This is a genomic window from Paraburkholderia sp. J69-1, assembly GCF_905220255.1.
GTDB lineage: Bacteria > Pseudomonadota > Gammaproteobacteria > Burkholderiales > Burkholderiaceae > Paraburkholderia.
Genome location: NZ_CAJMZG010000003.1, coordinates 458,549 through 478,476 on the forward strand (window position 1 = coordinate 458,549; position 19,928 = coordinate 478,476).

At 67.7% G+C, this 19,928-nt stretch carries 15 protein-coding genes and 1 riboswitch; of the genes, 9 read left to right on the forward strand and 6 right to left on the reverse strand.

What is annotated here, in order from left to right; translation table 11 throughout:
• Positions 1-193: 193 nt before the first annotated feature.
• The 5 genes from cobG (at position 194) to U5A67_RS07735 (ending at position 6,274) form a co-directional block, all read left to right on the forward strand.
• Positions 194-1,654 carry a precorrin-3B synthase gene (cobG, locus tag U5A67_RS07715; RefSeq protein ID WP_321813592.1) on the forward strand — a complete coding sequence of 487 codons (1,461 nt, stop codon included), beginning with the start codon at positions 194-196 and terminating at the stop codon, positions 1,652-1,654.
• A complete protein-coding gene (locus U5A67_RS07720) occupies positions 1,654-2,280 on the forward strand; it encodes a precorrin-8X methylmutase (protein WP_321813593.1) in 627 nt (208 codons plus the stop codon). Before cobG ends, U5A67_RS07720 begins: the two co-directional genes overlap by 1 nt.
• Positions 2,281-3,012, forward strand: coding sequence for a precorrin-2 C(20)-methyltransferase (locus tag U5A67_RS07725; RefSeq protein WP_205985512.1), 732 nt, complete (start codon positions 2,281-2,283; stop codon positions 3,010-3,012). It abuts the gene before it with no gap.
• Positions 3,000-4,706 (forward strand): precorrin-3B C(17)-methyltransferase, encoded by a 1,707-nt coding sequence (cobJ, locus tag U5A67_RS07730; protein WP_321813594.1) that lies wholly within the window; start codon positions 3,000-3,002, stop codon positions 4,704-4,706. Before U5A67_RS07725 ends, cobJ begins: the two co-directional genes overlap by 13 nt.
• Positions 4,707-5,347: 641 nt before the next feature.
• Positions 5,348-6,274, forward strand: coding sequence for a flagellar brake protein (locus U5A67_RS07735; RefSeq protein WP_321813595.1), 927 nt, complete (start codon positions 5,348-5,350; stop codon positions 6,272-6,274).
• Positions 6,275-6,283: 9 nt separating this feature from the next.
• Here the strand turns inward: U5A67_RS07735 and U5A67_RS07740 are convergent, their stop codons facing one another.
• From U5A67_RS07740 to cobW, 4 genes are read right to left on the reverse strand one after another with little or no spacing between them, the layout of a single operon-like run.
• Positions 6,284-6,952 carry a vWA domain-containing protein gene (locus U5A67_RS07740; RefSeq protein ID WP_415767794.1) on the reverse strand — a complete coding sequence of 223 codons (669 nt, stop codon included), beginning with the start codon at positions 6,950-6,952 and terminating at the stop codon, positions 6,284-6,286.
• Positions 6,949-8,025 (reverse strand): ATP-binding protein, encoded by a 1,077-nt coding sequence (locus U5A67_RS07745; RefSeq protein WP_415767795.1) that lies wholly within the window; start codon positions 8,023-8,025, stop codon positions 6,949-6,951. The genes U5A67_RS07740 and U5A67_RS07745 overlap by 4 nt, the downstream gene beginning before the upstream one ends.
• A gap of 19 nt (positions 8,026-8,044) precedes the next feature.
• Positions 8,045-11,836, reverse strand: a complete 3,792-nt coding sequence (gene cobN, locus U5A67_RS07750; protein ID WP_321813597.1) for a cobaltochelatase subunit CobN — start codon at positions 11,834-11,836, stop codon at positions 8,045-8,047.
• Positions 11,837-11,884: 48 nt separating this feature from the next.
• The gene (cobW, locus tag U5A67_RS07755; RefSeq protein WP_321813685.1) at positions 11,885-12,973 is read right to left on the reverse strand and encodes a cobalamin biosynthesis protein CobW; all 1,089 of its coding nucleotides are present in this window, start codon (positions 12,971-12,973) and stop codon (positions 11,885-11,887) included.
• A 217-nt stretch (positions 12,974-13,190) separates the two neighbouring features.
• A riboswitch (cobalamin riboswitch) is annotated at positions 13,191-13,467 on the reverse strand.
• Between the two features lie 110 nt (positions 13,468-13,577).
• Between cobW and U5A67_RS07760 the strand changes: the two genes are divergently transcribed.
• The 4 genes from U5A67_RS07760 to bluB are packed head-to-tail and all read left to right on the forward strand — an operon-like array spanning position 13,578 to position 16,780.
• On the forward strand, positions 13,578-14,192 hold the full coding sequence (locus U5A67_RS07760) for a cobalamin biosynthesis protein (RefSeq protein WP_321813598.1): 615 nt from the start codon (positions 13,578-13,580) through the stop codon (positions 14,190-14,192).
• Between the two features lie 9 nt (positions 14,193-14,201).
• Complete coding sequence (gene cobO, locus U5A67_RS07765; protein ID WP_205985519.1) at positions 14,202-14,804, forward strand: cob(I)yrinic acid a,c-diamide adenosyltransferase; 603 nt, start codon at positions 14,202-14,204, stop codon at positions 14,802-14,804.
• Positions 14,805-14,808: 4 nt separating this feature from the next.
• On the forward strand, positions 14,809-16,128 hold the full coding sequence (locus U5A67_RS07770; protein ID WP_321813599.1) for a cobyrinate a,c-diamide synthase: 1,320 nt from the start codon (positions 14,809-14,811) through the stop codon (positions 16,126-16,128).
• The gene (gene bluB, locus U5A67_RS07775; protein ID WP_321813600.1) at positions 16,112-16,780 is read left to right on the forward strand and encodes a 5,6-dimethylbenzimidazole synthase; all 669 of its coding nucleotides are present in this window, start codon (positions 16,112-16,114) and stop codon (positions 16,778-16,780) included. The genes U5A67_RS07770 and bluB overlap by 17 nt, the downstream gene beginning before the upstream one ends.
• A 12-nt stretch (positions 16,781-16,792) precedes the next feature.
• Here bluB and U5A67_RS07780 read toward each other — a convergent pair whose 3' ends face one another.
• Complete coding sequence (locus tag U5A67_RS07780) at positions 16,793-17,491, reverse strand: DUF4136 domain-containing protein (RefSeq protein ID WP_321959686.1); 699 nt, start codon at positions 17,489-17,491, stop codon at positions 16,793-16,795.
• Positions 17,463-19,928, reverse strand: coding sequence for a CHASE2 domain-containing protein (locus U5A67_RS07785; RefSeq protein WP_321813602.1), 2,466 nt, complete (start codon positions 19,926-19,928; stop codon positions 17,463-17,465). Before U5A67_RS07785 ends, U5A67_RS07780 begins: the two co-directional genes overlap by 29 nt.

Here is a 19,928-nt window from a genome sequence, read left to right on the forward strand (position 1 = left end):
CGCGCGGCCCGCCCGGATTGGCGAATCGCGCTGGAAAACGGGCATAATACCGCTTCCGCTGGCGCCTCACGGGCCTGAAATCCGCGAATTTCCCTCGAATTTCCGGCCCACCGCCGATTCAGCCAGCGCGCGCCAAAGCCGTGCCGCCACGCCGGCAAGGTCAAACGACCGCGCGACTCATCCACGGTGCCCCTTGAATCACGACTCGAAGCCCGCTTCGTCCCCTGCTGCATGGGCCGCGGCCCGCCGTTCGGCGTGCCCGGGGCTGGTGCGCGTCGTCGCCACGCACGACGGCGGGCTCTGCCGCGTGCGTCTGCCGGGCGGCGTGCTCACGGCCGCGCAGGCCGAAGCGATCGCGCAAGCCGCGCTCGCGCACGCCAGCGGCACGCTCGAACTCACGAATCGCGCCAACCTGCAGGTGCGCGGCATCCGGGCGGGCAGCGAAGCGGCGCTGAGCGAAGCGCTCGTGGCAGGCGGCCTCGGCCCATCGGCATCGGCAAGCGCCGATCTCTGCACCGCCGACGAATTGCGCAACCTGATGCTCGCGCCGCTCGCCGGACTCGACCCCGCCGCGCTGCTCGATACGACCACGCTCGCCGCGCCCATCGTCGCGATGCTGCAAAACGAGCCGCGTTTCGCGGCACTTTCGCCGAAGTTCGCGCTGCTGATCGATGGCGGCGAAGCGCTGGCCGCGCTCGATCATCCGCACGATATCTGGCTGGCTGCGACCGCGCATGAAGGCGGCGCGCGTTTCATGTTCGGCCTCGCCGGATGTCCTGGCGATGGCGCTTTCGGCTCGATTGCCGCAGCGCAGGCGACGCCGTTGATCCGCGCGCTGCTGCACGCATTCCTCGATCTCGCCGGGCCCGGCCAGTTGCGCATGCGCGAAGTGGTCGCCGCGCACGGCCTGCAAGCGGTGCTGAAACAGGCGCTGCATCATGCGTCGATCGACATCGCGAACGAAACGGCAAGCGGCTGGCAACGCAGCAAAGTCGATACCGGTTTGCGCCTTGGCGCGCACAGGCTGAACGATCGGACCGGCTACGTGGGCTGCCAGCCGCCGCTCGCGCGCCTCGATGCCGCGACGCTGCGCGGCCTCGCCGCGCTCGCGCAAACGCATGGCGACGGCACATTGCGCATCACGCCATGGCAAGGCGCGATCTTGCCGCACGTGGCGAACGACGCCATGCCGGCAGTGATCGCATCGCTGCACGCGCTCGGCCTGATAACCGATGCCGCGCATCCGCTCGCCCGCACGATCGCCTGCACGGGTTCGACGGGCTGCGCCAAAAGTCGCGCCGATACCAAAGCCGATGCGCTTTTGCTGGCCGCACACTTGCCGCCGAAGGTCCACGTGCATCTGAGCGGTTGCGAGCGATCCTGCGCCGCCGCCCATCGCGCGCCGTTCACGCTGCTGGCGGTCGCGCCCGGCGCTTACGACGTTTACGAAAACGTCGACGAAGACATCGACGAAGACATCGACGAGGACATCGACGAAAGCGTCGCCCAAAACAGCAGCGAAAACATTGAAGAGCGCGACGCGGCCCCATTCGGCCGCCGTGTCGCGCGCCACCTGACGATCGAAGCCGCTGCGCAACTGCTCGAACACCTTTCGACGCAACCGCATGCGCAGCGCGCCCCGGAGCATTCCTGATGTCTGATTACATCCGCGACGGCCAGGCGATCTATCGCGAGTCCTTCGCGACGATCCGCGCCGAAGCCGATCTCGCGCACATTCCCGCCGACCTCGAAAAACTCGCCGTGCGCGTGATTCACGCCTGCGGCATGGTCGATGTCGTCGCCGACCTGGCCTTTTCGCCGGGCGCGGGCGCAGCCGGCCGCGCAGCGCTGGCCAGCGGCGCACCCATTCTCTGCGACGCGAAAATGGTCGCCTTCGGCATCACGCGCGCGCGTCTGCCGGCCAACAACACGGTCGTCTGCACGCTCGACGATCCCGCGGTGCCCACGCTCGCGCGCGAACTCGGCAATACGCGCTCGGCGGCCGCGCTCGAACTCTGGCGTCCGCATCTGGAAGGCAGCGTGGTCGCGATCGGCAATGCGCCTACGGCGCTGTTTCACCTCATCGACATGATCGAAGCGGGCGCGCCGCGTCCCGCGCTGATCCTCGGCATGCCGGTGGGTTTCGTGGGCGCCGCCGAATCGAAGGCGCTGCTCGCGAGCGCCGGCATCGACGTGCCTTACGTGGTCGTACACGGACGGCGCGGCGGCAGCGCGATGGCCGCCGCCGCTGTCAACGCATTGGCTTCGGAGATCGAATAAATGTCCAGTAAAGGACGACTGCATGGCATTGGTGTCGGCCCCGGCGACCCTGAACTGCTGACGCTCAAGGCGCTGCGCTTGATCAAGGCCGCACCCGTGGTGGCGTATTTCGTCGCCAAAGGCAAGAAAGGCAACGCGTTCGGCATCATCGAAGATCATCTGGAACCGGAGCAGGAACAACTGCCGCTGGTTTATCCGGTAACGACCGAAGCGCTCGAACCGCCGCTCTCGTACGAAGCGATCATCGCCGACTTCTACGACGGCGCGGCCGACGTGCTCGCCCGCCATCTGGACGCGGGCCGCGACGTGGCCGTGATCTGCGAAGGCGATCCGTTCTTCTACGGCTCGTACATGTATCTGCACGACCGCCTGGCCGCGCGTTACGAAGCCGAAGTCGTGCCGGGCGTGTGCTCGATGCTCGGCGGCGTGGCGGTGCTGGGCGTGCCGCTGGTGTACCGCAACCAGAGCCTTTCGGTGCTGTCCGGCGTGCTGCCCGAAGACGAACTGCGCCGCCGTCTCGCCGATGCGGACGCGGCCGTCATCATGAAACTCGGCCGCAACTTCGAGAAAGTGCGCCGCGTGCTGACCGAACTCGGTCTCGCCGATCGCGCGCTGTATGTTGAGCGCGCAACGATGTCGAACCAGCGAATCGTGCCGCTCGACGATGTCGATCCGATGGCTTCGCCGTATTTTTCGCTGCTCGTCGTGCCGGGGGAAAAATGGCAACCGTGAATCCCGCGCTGCAGCCGCCGGCCGTGATCGTGCTGGGACCGGGCGCGCTGGCCACGGCGCAGCGCGTCAAGGCGCTGTATGCGGGCGCGCAGATTCACGCGCTGCAGGACCGCGCGCAAGGCGATATCGCGTTCAGCGAACTGGGCGAACATCTGCGCGAACTGTATCGGCGTGGCACGCCGCTCATCGCGCTGTGCGCGGCGGGTATCGTGATTCGCTGCGTGGCGCCGCTGCTGGCCAACAAGGGCATCGAGCCGCCCGTGCTCGCGCTCGCGGAAGACGGCAGCGCCGTGGTGCCGCTGCTCGGCGGGCTGATGGGCGTGAACGTGATGGCGCGCGAAATCGGCGCGGCGCTGGGGATGGCGCCCGCGATCACGACAAGCGGCGAATTGCGCTTTGGCACCTGCCTGCTGAATCCGCCGGAAGGTTATGCGCTGGCGAGTCTCGCGCAGGGCAAGCGTTTCGTGTCGGATCTGCTGGCGGGCGAGGCCACGCGCATCGACGGCGACGCGCCCTGGCTCGACAACGTCGATCTGCCGCGCGACGCCGCGGCGCGCCACGCGATACGCGTGAGTCCGCAGGCGTGGGACGGCAATCCCGAGCATCTGGTGATTCATCCGCGTTCGGTGGTGGCGGCGGCGGCCGAAGCGCCCGAACTGCTGGCCGAATACGTGCGTGAGGCACTGCGCGAAGCTGGCGTGGCGGAGCAGGCGCTGGCTGCGCTGGTGGCGCCGGCGGCGCGGATGGGCGAGGTGGCGTTCGAACAGGCGGCGGCGGCTTTGAATGTGCCGTTGCGATTCGTCGATGGTGGCTTGCTCGATGGTTTGAAGTTGCCGCTGGCGCATCGGCGCGTGGAGGCGGCGCATGGGATTGCGCTGGGTATCGCCGATGAGCCGCTGGATGTGGCCGCGCTTGGCCGGGCGCGTGGACGGCTGACCGTGCTGGGTCTCGGGCCTGGCCGGGCCGATCTCATGACGCCGATGGCGCGCGCCGCGCTCGACGAAGCCACCGATATCATCGGTTACGCCACGTATGTGGAAATGGCCGGGCCGCTGCGGCCGGGGCAGGTGCGGCACCCGACCGATAATCGCGAAGAGTTGCAGCGCGCGCGGCATGCGTTCGAGCTGGCCTGCGAGGGGCGGCGTGTGGCGGTGGTGTCGTCGGGCGATCCGGGAGTGTTTGCGATGGCCGCTGCGGTGCTCGAGGCGCTCGAAGGCGCTGAGGATGAGCGCTGGCGCAAGGTCGATCTGCGGATCGTGCCGGGTGTTTCGGCGGCGCTGGCGACGGCTGCGCAGGCTGGGGCGCCGCTGGGGCATGACTTCTGCATGATCTCGCTGTCGGACAATCTCAAGCCTTGGGCGGTGATCGAGAAGCGCTTGCATCATGCTGCGGTCGCGGATCTGGTTATGGCTTTCTATAACCCGATTTCGCGGGCGCGGCCGTGGCAGCTCGATCGGGCGCTGGAGGTTGTGCGGGCTGTGCGAACGCCTGAGACGCGTGTCGTGCTCGGACGCGATGTCGGGCGGCCCGGGGAGACGCTTCGGGCTACTACGCTTGGTGCGCTTCGATCCGATGATGTCGATATGCGGACTATGGTGATTGTGGGGTCTTCGGCTACGCGTGGGTTTTTGCGTGGTGGTGATGGGGGTGGGGAGTGGGTTTATACGCCTCGGTGGTATGGGGTTGATGTTTGATTGGTGGCGTTTCTTGGGGGTTGGCATTTCCTTGTTTTCGTGTCGGTCTATTAGCGTTGCCCCTGTGCGGGGCGGCACCTACTTTCTTTGCGGCGGCAAAGAAAGTAGGCAAAGAAAGCCGCTCACACCGCCAATGTGACGCAGTCCACAACCAGCCTTACGCGGGGAATGGTATAGGGGCATCCGGCATCTCGCGCCTTCAAAGCCAGTGACAAAGCCGTCATACATCCCGTTGCTCGCTGCGCGCGCAACGGTTGGGTTTGCCCGTGAAACCAGCAAACCTTCGGTTTGCGGTTATGCCCCTCGGGGCGCGCAGCGCCCCCGGGTGGGCGGGCGCCTTGTCACTAGCTTTGGTGGCGCGGGGGACCGGATGCTCCTATACCTTTCCCCCTTAACGGCTGTTTGTGGACTGCGTCATTCTGGCGTTTGTAGCGGCTTTCTTTTGCCTACTTTTCTTTGCCGCTGCAAAGAAAAGTAGGTGCCGCCCCGCACAGGGGCGACGCTAATAGACCGACACGACCACAAGGAAATGCCAACCCCCTAATAAAACCCACAAAAAAACCCACCCCGCATATCCCCCCTAAAAATCCCCCCCATCGCGCCGTAAACACAGTGAACCCATCCTCGCAGGAACCGCGCAGATGACCGAGACAGCCACCGCAGCAGCAGCCACAGAATCAGCGACCGCCCCCCTAGCGGCAGCCGACATCACCCCAGGCGAGCCCCTCCCCTGGCCCCTGGTCGACGCCGACGGCACACTCCTGCTCGACAGCGGCGCAACCCTGGTAGGCGCACTAGAACGCGACTTCCTGTTCCGCCACTTCAAGCCGCACCGCGGCGACACCGAAGCCCCCGCTTCCGAACCCAAAAAGCCCGCCGCAGAAGACGCGCCCCTCACAGTCCGCGACCTGCACCTGACGATCGGCGCCCTCATGGGCCTGCGTCCGCAGCAAGGCGCCAGCGGCGCGCCCATGCATCCGTGCAAGCTGATCGGCGTCGCGCCCAACGAAGCGATCTTCGTCACGCTCCCCTACGTCGACCGACGCCCGATCGACATCACCCCCGGCGAAAACGTCGAAATCGTCGCGATCGCCAGTCATGCGGTCTACCGCTTCGTCTGCACCATCCACGCGCTGTATCAGCAGCCGCTCAGCTATCTCGTGCTCTCGAAGCCCGCCAATATCCGCATGCTGCGCGAGCGCAAGTCGATTCGCGTGCGCGCGCAATTTCCCGTGCGCTACGGCATCGGCGAGGAGTCGGAGGGGTTTCAGGGCGTTGCGCTCGCGCGCGGCATCAGCGCGCTCGGGCTGTCGATTGCCGCGCCGTGGGCGCTCGCCAAGGTCGGCGAACGGCTGCGCGTGGCGTTCCGGCTGCAATCGGGCGAACTCGATACCACCGTCGAAACCAGCGCCGTCGTGCGCAATGTGCATCAGGAAGAGGGCGCCGAGCCGCTGCACACGCTCGGGCTCGAACTCGACAGCCTCTCGCCCGCCGATCAAATGGCGATGAAGGTCTACGTGTTCGATCGTCAGGACGACGTGCTGTACTGGACCGGCGGTTCGCGCTAGGACGCGGTTTCAAGCGGGCAACGCCGCCGCCTCGATGCACTCGCCCTGCCACGCCTGCGCCAGCCTCCGGCAGCGCCCCAGCCGCACATCCGCCGCTTCGCAATCCACCACGGTGATGTGATCCGCGTGGCGCGGGCGCGCCGGCCACTGCGTCGTGCGCCCGTCGCTAAAGAGCCAGAGGTGGCGTTCGCGCGCGGGGTCGCGCCGCGCCGCCGCATCGAGCAGTTGCGAGGCGCGCGCGATGCCCGCTTCGAGCGGCGTGCCGCCGCCGCCCGCAATCGGCTCCAGCCAGCGTTCGTTCCACCAGCGCGGCACCGCAGGGCCGAAACGCAATTCGGCCTGTGCGCCGCCAAAGCAGATCAAGGCCACTTCCACGCGCTCGCTGCGCGCACGGTCGAACAGCGCGATCAGCAGCCCTTTGGCAAGCGCAAGCTGATCGTGCGCGAGCATCGACGCCGAACAATCCAGCACGAAGCAATGCAAGGCGCCGTTGCCGGTCTTGCGCCGCGCGTATCGCAGATGTCGCGCCTCGAGCGCCGCACCGCGTTTGGCCGCCAGCGTGGGCGGCCAGGCAATGCGTGCGCCGTCGCTTGAGACACGCGCTCGCGACTGTCCGGGGCCTTCTCGCCGTCGTGCGCCGCCCTGTGCCTGGGCGGCGGCCCTTGCCCGACGGGTCAGCGTTTTTTTGCCGGCAGCGGGATCACGCCCTTCACCGCTTTCGCGGCCACCGGCTCGGGCGGCATTTCGCCCCAATCGGAGATTGTTTCGGACTGCGGCTTTTGCGTCTGCGTGCTTTGTCTATCGTCGCGGGAATCGCGCGAGTCATGCGAGTCATGCGAGTCGCGCGATTGCGGCGGCGCTTCTTCACGCCCCGCCTGCGGCTGATCCGGCAAGGCACGCCGGCGATGCGCGAGCACCGCATCGGCAACCTGATCGACGTGTTCGGGCGTGATCCGCGCCGCGCCTTCGAACGCCGCCAGCGCACGCGCCGCGCGCAGCATCACGAGATCGGCGCGCATGCCGTCCACCGCCGCTTCCACGCACCGTTGCGCCGCGCGTTCGTGCACGGCGTCGCTCCATTCGAGCGTATCGAGCGCCACGCGCGCCGCCGCGATGCGCGTCGCCAGTTCGCGCTGCGCGGACTCGTGCGCCGCGCAAAACGCCGGCGGATTCGCATCGAACGCAAGCCGCGCCTTGACGATGCGCTGCCGCTCCGCCGTGTCGTAGCGATTGTCGAGTTCGATCATCAGGCCGAAGCGGTCCAGCAGTTGCGGGCGCAGTTCACCCTCTTCCGGGTTCATCGTGCCCACCAGCACGAAACGCGCTTCGTGCGTGTGCGAGACGCCGTCGCGCTCGACCGTGTTCACGCCGCTGGCGGCGGCATCGAGCAAGGCATCGACGAGCGCATCGGGCAGCAGGTTCACTTCATCGACATACAGCACGCCGTCGTGCGCGCGCGCGAGCAGGCCCGGCGCAAAACGCACGGCGTTTTCGCGCAGCGCGGCTTCGAGATCGAGCGTGCCGATCAGCTTTTCCTCGCTCGCGCCCAGCGGCAGCGTGACGAACGCGCCATCGGGCAGCAGCGCGGCGAGCGCGCGCGCCGCCGTCGATTTCGCGGTGCCGCGCGGGCCGCTCACCAGCACGCCGCCGATCGCCGGATCGATGGCCGCCAGCAGCAGCGCGCGCTGCAACGGCGCCTGGCCGACCAGCGCGGTGAAGGGAAAAGCCGGACGCGTCGCCGCGATAGTCATGGTCATTCCTTCGATATCCTTATCGACCTTCCATACGCTCGCCCACTTCGAGCAGGCGCTGTTCGATGCGTTCGCGATGCTCGCCGGGCGCTTGCCAGAGGCCGCGCTGCATCGCTTCGATCAACCGTTCGCAGATCGCGTGCAAGGCGTGCGGATTGTGGCGCTGCATGAAGGCGCGCGTCGCGTCATCGTGCACGTAGGCATCGGCGACCAGCGCGTATTGATGGTCGCCCACCACGCGCGCGGTCGCGTCGTAGCCAAACAGATAGTCGACGGTCGCGGCCATTTCGGCCGCGCCCTTGTAGCCGTGACGCTGCACGCCTTCGATCCACTTCGGATTGACCACGCGCGAGCGGATCACGCGCGCGATCTCCTCGTGCAGCGGCCGGATGCGCGGCGCGGCGGGGTTGCTGTGATCGGCGTGATAGAGCGTGGGCTGCGCCTGCGAGAAGTGCCGCGCCGCCGCCGCCATGCCGCCCTGGAACTGGTAGTAGTCGTTCGAGTCGAGCAGATCGTGCTCGCGATTGTCCTGGTTCTGCAGGATCACGTCGATGGACGCGAGGCGCTTGCGGAACGCGTCGCGCGCGTCGTCGCCGCTGCTTTTCTGCGCGTAGGCATAGCCGCCCCACGCCTGATAGGCGAGCGCGAGATCGGCGTCGCTCTGCCATTGCCGATGATCGATCATCGATTGCAGACCCGCGCCATACGCGCCGGGCTTTGCGCTGAACACGCGCCAGCCGGCGCGGCGGCGCGCTTCGCCCGCTTCCATGCCTTCGGCGATCAGGGCATCGCGTTCGCGCTGGATACGCGCGCGCAGCGGGTTCAGATGCTCGGGTTCGTCGAGTTCCGCCACGGCCTGCACGGCGGCGTCGAACAGATGCATGACGTTCGGGAACGCGTCGCGGAAAAAGCCCGACACGCGCAACGTCACGTCGATACGCGGCCGATCCAGCGCCTCCACCGGCATGATCTCGAAGTCGATCACGCGCTGGCTGCCCGCCGCCCACTTCGGCCGCGCGCCGATCAACGCGAGCGCCTGGGCGATATCGTCGCCGCCCGTGCGCATGGTGGCCGTGCCCCACACCGACAAACCGATCGCACGCGGAAAATCGCCGTGCTCCTGCAAATGCCGCTCGATCAGTTGCTGCGCCGATTTCAAACCGAGCGACCACGCGGCCTGCGTGGGCACCGCGCGCGTATCGACCGAATAGAAGTTGCGGCCCGTGGGCAGCACGTCTGGCCGCCCGCGCGAAGGCGAACCGCTAGGCCCCGGCGGCACGAAACGGCCTTCGAAACCGCGGCGCAGCTGACGCAATTCCTCGTGCCCGCAGGCATCGAGGCGCGGCAATACGTCGTCGCGCAGACGCGCGATCACACGCGCCGCGTGCGGCAGCGTCAAAGCGATTTCATCTGGCGTGTTCGCCTCGTCACAGGCCCGCGCGAGCAGCGCAGCCGCCAGCGCTTCGAGCCGTTCGCGCGTGTCGCCCGCATGACGCCACGGCGCGTCGATCGCCTGCGCCAGCAGCGCAGGACGCGCGCCGGTCCATGGCGCGGCCCAGTCGACGGTCGCAGCATCGAGCAGATGGTCGATGCCGAAATCGCGCGCCAGCGCGTCGATCAGACCCGCGTTCGCGCCCTGCCCGTCACCGCTCGCATAACGCCCGAGCGCGAGCAGCGTATCGCGACGTTGTGTGCCTTGCGGCGATTCGCCGAAGGTATGCAGCCCGTCGCGAATCTGCGCTTCCTTCAACTCGCACAGGTAGGCATCGGCGCGATTGAGCAGTTCGTCTTCGCCCTGCTCGTTCTGCGGCGCGGCCACGCTCAGTTCCTCGTGCAGCTTGTGCTCGATGATGGTCGCGAGAATGGTCTTGCGCAGCAGCTTCGCGCGGCGCGGGTCGACCATCAAGGCTTCGTAATACTCGTCGACCTGACGTTCGAGGTCTTGCAGCGGCCCGTAGTTTTCCGCGCGCGTGAGCGGCGGCATCAGATGATCGATAATCACGGCCTGGGCGCGGCGCTTGGCCTGACTGCCCTCGCCCGGATCGTTGACGATGAACGGATACAGATGCGGCAGCGGCCCGAGCGCCATGTCGGGCCAGCAGGTATCGGCCAGCGCCACGCTCTTGCCCGGCAGCCATTCGAGGTTGCCGTGCTTGCCCACGTGCGCGATCGCATCGATGCCGAAGCTCTCGCGCAGCCAGAAGTAAAACGCCAGATAGGCGTGCGGCGGTACGAGATCGGCGTCGTGATAGTTCGCGTAGCTGTCGTCGCCGCGCGAACGCGACGGCTGGATGCCGACAAACACCTGGCCGCAGCGCCAGCCCGCGATCATGAAGCGCCCGCGCCGCACCGTCGGGTCCTGCTCGGGCGCGCCCCAGCGCGCGATCAGCGCGTTCTGCGCGTCTACCGGCAGTTGCGCGAAACGCGCGCGGTAATCGTCGAGCGCAAGACTTTGCCACGCGGGCCGCAGCGCGCGCGTATCGGGATCGTTGGTCACGCCCTGCGTGAGCGTGTGCATGAGCGCTTCGCCGTCCTCGGGCAGATCGGCGACGCGATAACCTTCGTCGCGCAGCATGCGCAGAATGTTCACCACCGACGCCGGCGTATCCAGTCCCACCCCATTGCCGATACGCCCTTCGCTCATCGGATAGTTGGCGAGTACCAGCGCGAGCTTTTTCTGCGCATTCGGCACCGTGCGCAGACGGCACCAGCGCCGCGCGAGTTCGGCCACGAAGGCCACGCGTTCGACATCGGGCTGATAGCGCACCACATCGACCTGCGTGTCCTTGCAGTGATACGCGAGGCCCTTGAAGCTGATCGCGCGCGTGATCACGCGGCCATCGACTTCGGGCAGCGCGATATGCATGGCGATATCGCGCGAATTGAGGCCGTGATTGTCCTTGACCCAGTCGTCGCGATTGCCGCCGCTCAGGATCACCTGGAGCACGGGCGCGTCGCCTGCAATGGCGAGCGGTTCCGGGTCGTCGAGCGACGACGCCGCGAACGCCGTGGTGTTCAGCACCAGCGCGATGTCGTGCTCGGCCGCGAGGCGATCGAGCACGTCGCGGCTGATCGCGTCCTTGAGCGAGGTGATCGCGAGCGGCAGCGGATTCAATCCGCGCTCGCTCAGCGCGTCGATCAGCGCGTCGAAGGCAGCCGTGTTGGCGGCCTGCAAATGCGCCTTGTAAAACAGGATCGCGACGACCGGCGCGCCGGCTTGCCAGCGCGCGCGCCAGTCCTCGACGGTCGCCACGTCGCGCGACGGGTGATAAAGCGATGCGGCGGGCAGCGCCACCGGCGGCGCGGGTTCGACGCCAAAACCGAACGCACGCCACGCCAGCGCGCGCAGAAAACCCTCGGCATTGGCCGCGCCGCCTTCGCGCAGATAACGCCAGAGCAGCCGGCAGAATTCGGGTTCCGCGCGGCTTTTGGCGATCAGGTTCGGATCTTCCTGCAGATCGCCGGAAAACATCGCCAGCGTCTGGCCGCGTTGTTCGGCGAGCGTCGTGACCTGCTCGATGCCGTAAGGCCAATAGGCTTCGCCGCCCAGATGATCGACGACGACCACCTTCGCGTGCTGCAACACGTCGTCGACGTAAAAATCCACCGAGGCGGGCTGGCGCAGATACGTCACGTTCGCGAGCCGCACGCTCGGGAAACCGGCGGGCAGGCGCGGCACGACGCTCGCCAGCAGCGCGAGCGTCGTATCGGCCGAACTCAGCACGACGATTTCTGCGGGCTGCTGGTCGATGCGAATGACGCCCTGCGAGTCGTCGACGAAACCACCTGGCGTGGTGCGCAAAAGATGCATGGCGGTTCCGTCAGTGCAAACTTGAAGAGGTGAGACGCAAACGCGCGCTTATTGAGCGACGGCGACAGCCGCCAGTGCGGCGTCGAAGGCGCTTTGCAGCGTGGCCGCATCGAGGTCTTCGCCGATCAGCACGAAGCGGCTCGCAAGCGTGCCGGCCTGCTGCGCCGCGCTTTCCTGCGCGTTCCAGCGGCGATCGAAATAGCTGTCGAAACGGCGGCCCACACCCTGGATCACGAGGCGCATCGGCGCGCCCGGCAGTGCGGCGAAGCCCTTCGCGCGATAGATCGTGTGCTTGTCCACGAGGCCTTGCAGCACTTCGATGGCCACTTCGCGCGACGTGACGCGGCCTTCGACCACGACCGAATCGAATTCGTCGTGATGATGGTCGGCATCGTCGGCGGAACCGTGGTGATCGTGGCGCAGATGGATGCTTTCTTCCGACGCCGATTCGAGCCCGAGCAGCGTATGCAGGTCGAGCTGGCCGTGCTGCGCGCGCACGATCTTCACCTGCGGCGGCAGCTCCTCGCGCAGTTCGGCGATCAGCGCTTCCTGACCTGCTTCGTCGATCAGATCGGTCTTGTTGAGGATCACCAGGTCGGCGGCGCCAAGCTGGTCTTCGAACAGTTCGTGCAGCGGCGATTCGTGATCGAGATTCGGATCGGCCTTGCGCTGCGCGTCCACGGCCTGCGGATTGGCCGCGAACTGGCCGCTCGCGGCGGCCGGGCCGTCGACCACGGTCACCACGGCATCGACGGTGAACGCGTTGCGGATCGACGGCCAGTGGAAGGCCTGCACGAGCGGCTTGGGCAGCGCGAGACCGGACGTTTCGATCAGCACGTGATCGATATCGCCGCGACGCTCCAGCAACTGCTCCATCACCGGGAAGAATTCTTCCTGCACCGTGCAGCACAGGCAGCCGTTCGCCAGTTCGTAGAGCTGGCCTTCGGTTTCGTTGCCGTTTTCGTCGCAGCCGATGCCGCAACCGCGCAGGATTTCGCCGTCGATACCCAGCTCGCCGAATTCGTTGACGATGACCGCGACGCGCAGGCCGCCTGCGTGCTGAAGAATGTGACGCAGCAGCGTGGTCTTGCCGCTACCGAGAAAGCCCGTGACGATGGTGACCGGGATCTTGCGCATTTGCATGGGTGCTCCTTCGGCGCTCTGGCCGCAGGTGGACTGCGCCGCGCCGGACGTGGCGCGCGCGCCTTCGCGTTTCCCGAGCGCCGGTTGCAACGCGCAGCGCGCCTGCCGCGAAGCAGGCGTGCACGACAACCAGACGATGAAGCGAAGACGCGTCGCAAGCCAAAGCCAGCGCACGCATGGAAATCATGGACGGTGCGCCGCATCCCCGCAGCGCGCGTCCCACGTATCTGGCCGGTATCCGGACTGACGAACGCCGCTTCGCCTTCCCACGCGGGGCCATCAGGACCATGTGGCCCGTCTGTCCTGCCTGCGCAGTGGCGTTGCTTGAAGCGGCGTGCATCGGCTTGCGGCCGATGCGCTCGTTGTACCGTTGCGGGTGCAGTTCAGGCCGGCTGTCATGTCGATGGCCGACGTGATAGCTCCCTGATTCCCGTTTAACCGCGTGCAGAACGATCGCGCACGCGAGCACCAGAGTGCGTGCGAGTGTAGGCGCGGGCCACCCCTGCGTCAACCGGGCGGCGCGGCCTTCGGTCGCCTTGCAGCGCCGCTGGAGCGGCGCTGCGTGCGCGAAAGCGTGTGCTATCGTAGCGCGCATTCCATGCGGGACACGTCAGACCTTGCGTGCCGCGTCACCGGCTTTGGCCGCTTTTACGTGAATCGCTCCCAACCTGCCGATCCCTTGCCCGACGCCGCCGCACCGGCCGATCACGCGCTCGACACGGCTCTTGCCGACGCCTTCGCGCTCGGCATCGGCTGCCGTAGCGGCGTGACGCTCGCGCAGATCGAGGCGGCGGTGGCGGCGCGGCTCGGCGCGTGGCCGCTTGCGCGCGTAAAGGCGGTCGGCACGCTCGACGCCAAGGCCGCCGAACCGGCGCTGCTCGCCTTTTGCGACGCGCACGCGCTGCCGCTGCACAGCTTCACGCGCGAGCAGGTCACCGCGCTCGACGCCGCGTCGTTGCTATCGGCGCCCAGCGTTGCAGCGCAGGCCCGCTTCGGCGTGGCAGGCGTGAGCGAACCGTGCGCGCGGCTGGCGGCTCAGGGCGGCCCGCTGGTGCGCGCGAAACTCGCGCTCGACGGCGTGACGGTGGCGCTCGCCGCTTTCGGCAATAGCGCCGGTATTGCGTGCGAAACGGTGCCCGAATCTACGCCCGAGACTGCACCCGCTAACGCAAAAACAAGCCCCATTCAGCACAACATCGCAACCCAGGACTGATCCGCGACGATGAAAACCGATCCCGAATCGCACCAGCGCATGACCCAACGCCGCCGCGAAGGCCACGAGAAGAAGCAGGCCGCCGCGACCCACGAAAAAGGCCTGTTGATCGTCAACACCGGCAACGGCAAGGGCAAGAGCACGGCCGCATTCGGCATGGCCGTGCGCGTGCTCGGCCACGGCATGAAGCTGGGCGTCGTGCAGTTCATCAAGGGCGCGCTGCATACCTCCGAGCGCGACTTCCTCGCCAGCGTCGCGCACTGCGACTTCGTGACGATGGGCGACGGCTACACCTGGAACACCCAGAACCGCGACGCCGATGTCGCCACCGCGCGCAAAGGCTGGGACGAAGCGAAGCGCATGATCGAAAGCGGCGAATACGGCATGGTGATCCTCGACGAGCTGAACACCGTGCTCAAGTACGACTATCTGCCGCTCGAAGAAGTACTGGAAGTGCTCACCGCGCGCGGGCCGATGCAGCACGTCGTCGTCACGGGCCGCCACGCGCCCGATGCGCTGATCGAAGCCGCCGACCTCGTCACCGAAATGCGCCTCGTGAAGCATCCGTACCGCGAGCAAGGCGTGAAAGCGCAAAAGGGCGTGGAGTTTTGACGCCATGAAGGCGATGACCGGACCGCTCGCCTGCCCCGCGCTCTTCATCAGCGCGCCGGCTTCGGGCCAGGGCAAGACCACGCTCACGGCGGGACTCGCGCGTCTGCATCGCCGCAACGGGAAACGCGTGCGCGTCTTCAAGACCGGCCCGGATTTTCTCGATCCGATGATCCTCGCGCACGCGAGCGGCGCGCCGGTCATGTCGCTCGATCTCTGGATGGTGGGCGAAGCCGGCTGCCGCGCGCTGCTCGCGCAGGCCGCGCGCGAAGCCGATCTGATCCTGATCGAAGGCGTGATGGGCCTGTTCGACGGCACGCCCAGCAGCGCCGATCTGGCCGCGAAGTTCGGCGTGCCGGTGGCTGCCGTGATCGGCGCGAATTCGATGGCGCAGACCTTTGGCGCGATCGCTTTCGGCCTTGCGCACTATCGCGCCGACGTGCCGTTTCATGGCGTGCTGGCCAACCGCGTGGGTTCGGCGCGGCACGCCCAGATGCTGCAGGAAGGCATGCCCGACGGGCTGCGCTGGCTCGGCCACGTGGCGAGCGACGCGCAGTTTTCGCTGCCCGATCGCCACCTCGGGCTGCATCAGGCCAGCGAAATCGACGATCTCGATGCGCGGATCGAACGCGCCGCCGATGCGCTCGAACACACGGCGCTGGCCGCCTTGCCGCCCGCCGTCACGTTCGAGCCGCCCGCGGCCGAAGCCGCGCTGCCGCGTTGGCTCGAAGGCAAGCACATCGCCATTGCGCGCGACGCCGCGTTCTCGTTTCTCTATCCGGCCAACCTCGCGCTGCTCGAAGCGCTCGGCGCGCGCCTGAGCTTCTTTTCACCGCTCGCCGATGAAACCGCGCCCGCCGACGCCAGCGCCGTCTATCTGCCCGGCGGCTATCCCGAACTGCACGCGGCCACGCTCGCGGCGAATACGCGCAGCGCGGCTTCGCTGCGCGCACACGCCGAAGCGGGCAAACCGCTGGTCGCCGAATGCGGCGGCATGCTGTATCTGCTCGACGCGCTCACCACCGTCGACGGCACGCGCACGCCGATGCTCGGCCTGCTTCCGGGCGAAGCAGCGATGCAAAAGCGCTTCGCCGCGCTCGGCATGCAGCGTCTGGACGGCGCACACGGCACGCTCACCGGCCACACGTTCCACTACTCGCGCGTGAGCACGCCGCTTGCGCCCGTGCTGCGCGCCCGCCACGCCCAGACCGGCGCGGACGGCGAAGCGCTCTATCGCCACGGCGCGATCACCGCGACCTATATGCACGCCTACTGGCCTTCCAATCCGGCCTTCGCGGCCGCCCTATTCCATGGCACAACCCTTTGACGAAGCCGAACGCGCGGCGGTTTACCGCGCGATCTACGAGCGGCGCGACATGCGTCACTTCGCGCCCGGCCCAGTCGATCCGGCAGTGCTCTCGCGCCTGCTCGACGCCGCGCATCACGCGCCGAGCGTCGGCTTCATGCAGCCCTGGCGCATCGTGCGGATCACCGACGCCGCCGTGCGCGAGCAGCTTCAGCAAGCCGTCGAGCGCGAGCGCATCGCGACCGCCGACGCGCTCGGCAAGCGCCGCGAAGAGTTCATGAAGCTCAAAGTGGAAGGCATGCGCGAGTGCGGCGAACTGCTGGTCGTCGCGTTGATGGATCGCCGCGAGGCGCATATTTTCGGCCGCCGCACGCTGCCGGAAATGGATCTGGCTTCCGTGGCCTGCGCGATCCAGAACATGTGGCTGGCCGCGCGCGCCGAAGGGCTCGGCATGGGCTGGGTATCGATTTTCGATGTCGACGAAGTGCATGCGCTGCTGGGCATGCCGGAAGGCGCGAAGCCCGTGGCGATCCTCTGCGTCGGCCATGTGGCCGAGTTCTATCCGAAGCCGATGCTCGAAATCGAGCATTGGGCCGAGCGCAAGGATCTGGGCGAATGCGTGTATGAAAACCGCTGGCCGCAGCTGCCTGAAGAGTCGCAGCCGCAGGATTGAGACGCCGCGTTTTTACTGCGTCAGCGGTTTGACCGACGTCACTTCGGGCATGGCCGCCGTTGCGCCGCCCTGCGCGCCGGCCGGCAGCGCATCCTTCATCTTCACGCGCCACTGCGGCGCGCCCGCGTAAGGCATCTTCGCCAGCGCACCCGCGACCAGATACGGCAGCGCCTGCTGCGCGTCGGCGTTGCGGTCACGCTTTTCGGCGCTGACCTTGTACGCTTCGCGGCCATCGGGCAGCGCGAAGAAACGCAGCGTCAGCGTATGCACATAGCGATGGCCGAACCACGGCAGCGACGGACCTTGCGCAGGCGCGCAGCCGCCCTTGCAGTCGCCGGTGGCGATCGTGACATCGGCGGGACGCGAAGCCCACGCGGCGGAAACCAGATAGCGCGCCGCGTCGGGCGCGCCTTCCTGGAAGCCGCGTTGCGCCAGGCCCGCGCGTAACAGCGCCTCGTAGGGCAGGCTTTCGCCCGCTTCGGCCTGCGCTGGCGTATGGGCGAATCGATACGTCGATGCCGCGCCTTCGGCGGGCAGAGCGCCGCTCGCCTGCACGTCGGCGCTCGCGCCAGCGCAACCGGCGAGTGCGCCCGCCAGCGACACGGCGCAGATCGTCATCAGGTACTTCACTGCGTACTCCATCGGAATCTTTGCCAGCAGGTTCTGAGTGCGTGCGGGGCCATCAGGCGCTGCGCCCGTCGTCGCTTGCATCGTCGGGGACATCGAGCGCGGGCAGCGACATCGTCACCGTCGTGCCCTGGTCCACCCGGCTCTCGACGTGAATCTCGCCGCCGTGACGCGTCACGACCGTTTTCACGAACGCCATGCCGAGCCCCGCGCCACTCACCTCGGGCCGCTGCCCGGCATGAAAACGGCGGAACGGCTCGAACAATTTCGCCTGATCTTCGAGCGCGATGCCGTAACCCTGATCGCGGATCGAGCAGATCACGCGCGGGCCCGAACCCTCCACGACAGCGATACTACAGACAATCCTTGTTTTCGGTGGGCTGTATTTCACCGCATTGTTAAGCAGGTTCACGAGCGCGCGCGTCATCAGCGAACGGTCGGCGTTGATCCAGCCGAGTTCTTCGCCATCGAAGGCGGTTTCGATCTGAATCTGCTTTGCGCTGGCCTGCGGCCAGACTTCGTCGCTCGCGTCGATGGCCAGTTCCGTGAGGCTGGTGGGCTCGAGCGCGTAGTTCTGCGATTCGGCGCGCGCGAGTTGCACGAAGTCGTCGGCGAGCGTGAGCGAACGACGCGCGTAACGCTCGATGCGGTCCATCACTTCGCGCACCGGCGCGGCTTCGAGCGTGCCGCGCTCACGCTCGGTCTCCACCAGCGCGACGATCGACGCCTGCGGCGAGCGCATATCGTGCGAAAGCAGGCGCAGCGCGTCTTCGCGCTGGCGCTCGGCATCGTGCAGCGCCGTGACGTCGACCAGACCCGCGATCCAGCCGACGCCCTGCCCCTGCGCATTGGTGCAGCAGGCGTAGCGCAGCAGATAGTCGCTGCCGTCGCGCGCGCGCACTTCCACGCCGCGCTCCATCAGTCCGGTGTACTCGCCCAGCGCGGGATCGAGCGGCGCGGGCCAGTGCGCATGGGCGAACGCGAGCATTTCCGGGTTCGGGTCGATCGGCTTGACGAGCGCGAGATCGCCGAACACATCCTGCACCAGCCGCCCTTCGGCATCGCCTTCGCTCAGGCCCGCGAGGTACGCGCGCGCCGCGTGGTTGGCGATCAGCACGACGCCCTGCAGGTCGGCCACCAGCAGCGGTTCGGGCACCGAGTCGAGGCTGTCCCAGACGAAGCGGCGCATGTCCTGCAGACGCTGCGCGGCCTGCGCCATCAGCGCCATCTGCTGCGCGAGCGCGTCGCCGCCGAATTCGCGCGCCGGTTCGGCCGCTTCGGGCAACAGATAGGGTTCGTCGGCGAGTTGTTTGAGCTCTTTACGCAGATACGCCATCGTCATTTCAAGGCGCCGCCAGCCCCACAGCGGATACACCAGCGCGAGCGCGAGAATCGCGGGCACCGGCGCGAGCCAGAGGCGCGCGACATAAAGCAGCGCGGCGCTGGCGGCGAGCGTGACGAGCACGAGCAGCGGCAGCAGCAACATCGTGCGCAGCGGCGACAGCACCAGAAAGCCCGCCAGCAGCAGCGCAAGCGGCACCAGCGAAGCCAGCACGACCAGCGGGCGCGAAGCCGGTTCGATCGCCGAGCCGGTGAGCAGCGTGTCGAGCACCAGCGCGTGGATATCGACGCCCGGCACGGGCCCGAGCGTGCCCGAGAGCGGCGTGGCGAAGCGGTCGTAAAGGCCCGACGCCGTCACGCCCACCAGCGCCACGCGAGCGCGCAGCAGATCGGGCGGCACGCGGCCTTCGAGCACCTGCGCGAACGACACCTTGCGATACGACTGCGTGGTGCGGCTGAACGGCAGCAGAAAGCGCGCTTCGCTGCCGGAACCGGCGGCGCGCAGGATCTGGGCGTCGGCGCGCTGGATGGCTTCGGACGGCGGATTGGCGGTGCCGCCCAGCGCAATGCGGCCGTCGCGCACCGCGCGCCAGAGCGGCTCCATCAGTTGCGGCCAGCGCTGCTGCGCGTCGCCTTCGAACAGCGCCACGCTGCGCACGATGCCGTCGTTATCGACTTCGAGATTGATGTGGCCGAGACCCGCGGCAGCAGCGGCAAGCGGCGCGACCGGTTTGACGAGCTGGCGGCGGCCGTCGGCGGCTTCGTCGGCGGGCGAAAGCAGCACGGGCAAAAACGCGGGACGCTCGCGCAGCGCGGCGCCAAAACGGGCGTCGTCGGGCGAGGGTTCGGTGAACAGCACGTCGTAGACGATGGCCGCGGCGCCCGCCTTCGCCAGTTGATCGACGAGTTGCGCGTGGACGCTGCGCGGCCAGGGCCAGCGCCCCAGCGCGGCAACGCTCGCATTATCGATTTCGACCACGACGATATCGGGCGACACCGGCCGCTCGCGCGCGGCGAGGAAGCGGTCGTAGACGAGCGAATCGGCGCTCAGCGTCCAGTGCGTGAGCACGCTCAAGAGGACGATGGCGACGCCCGCGCAGGCGACGCCCAGCCACTCGAACAGAAAGCGGCGCCCCGCTGGGCGGCCCCGACGAAGACTGGCGCGCACGCCCACGCTCAT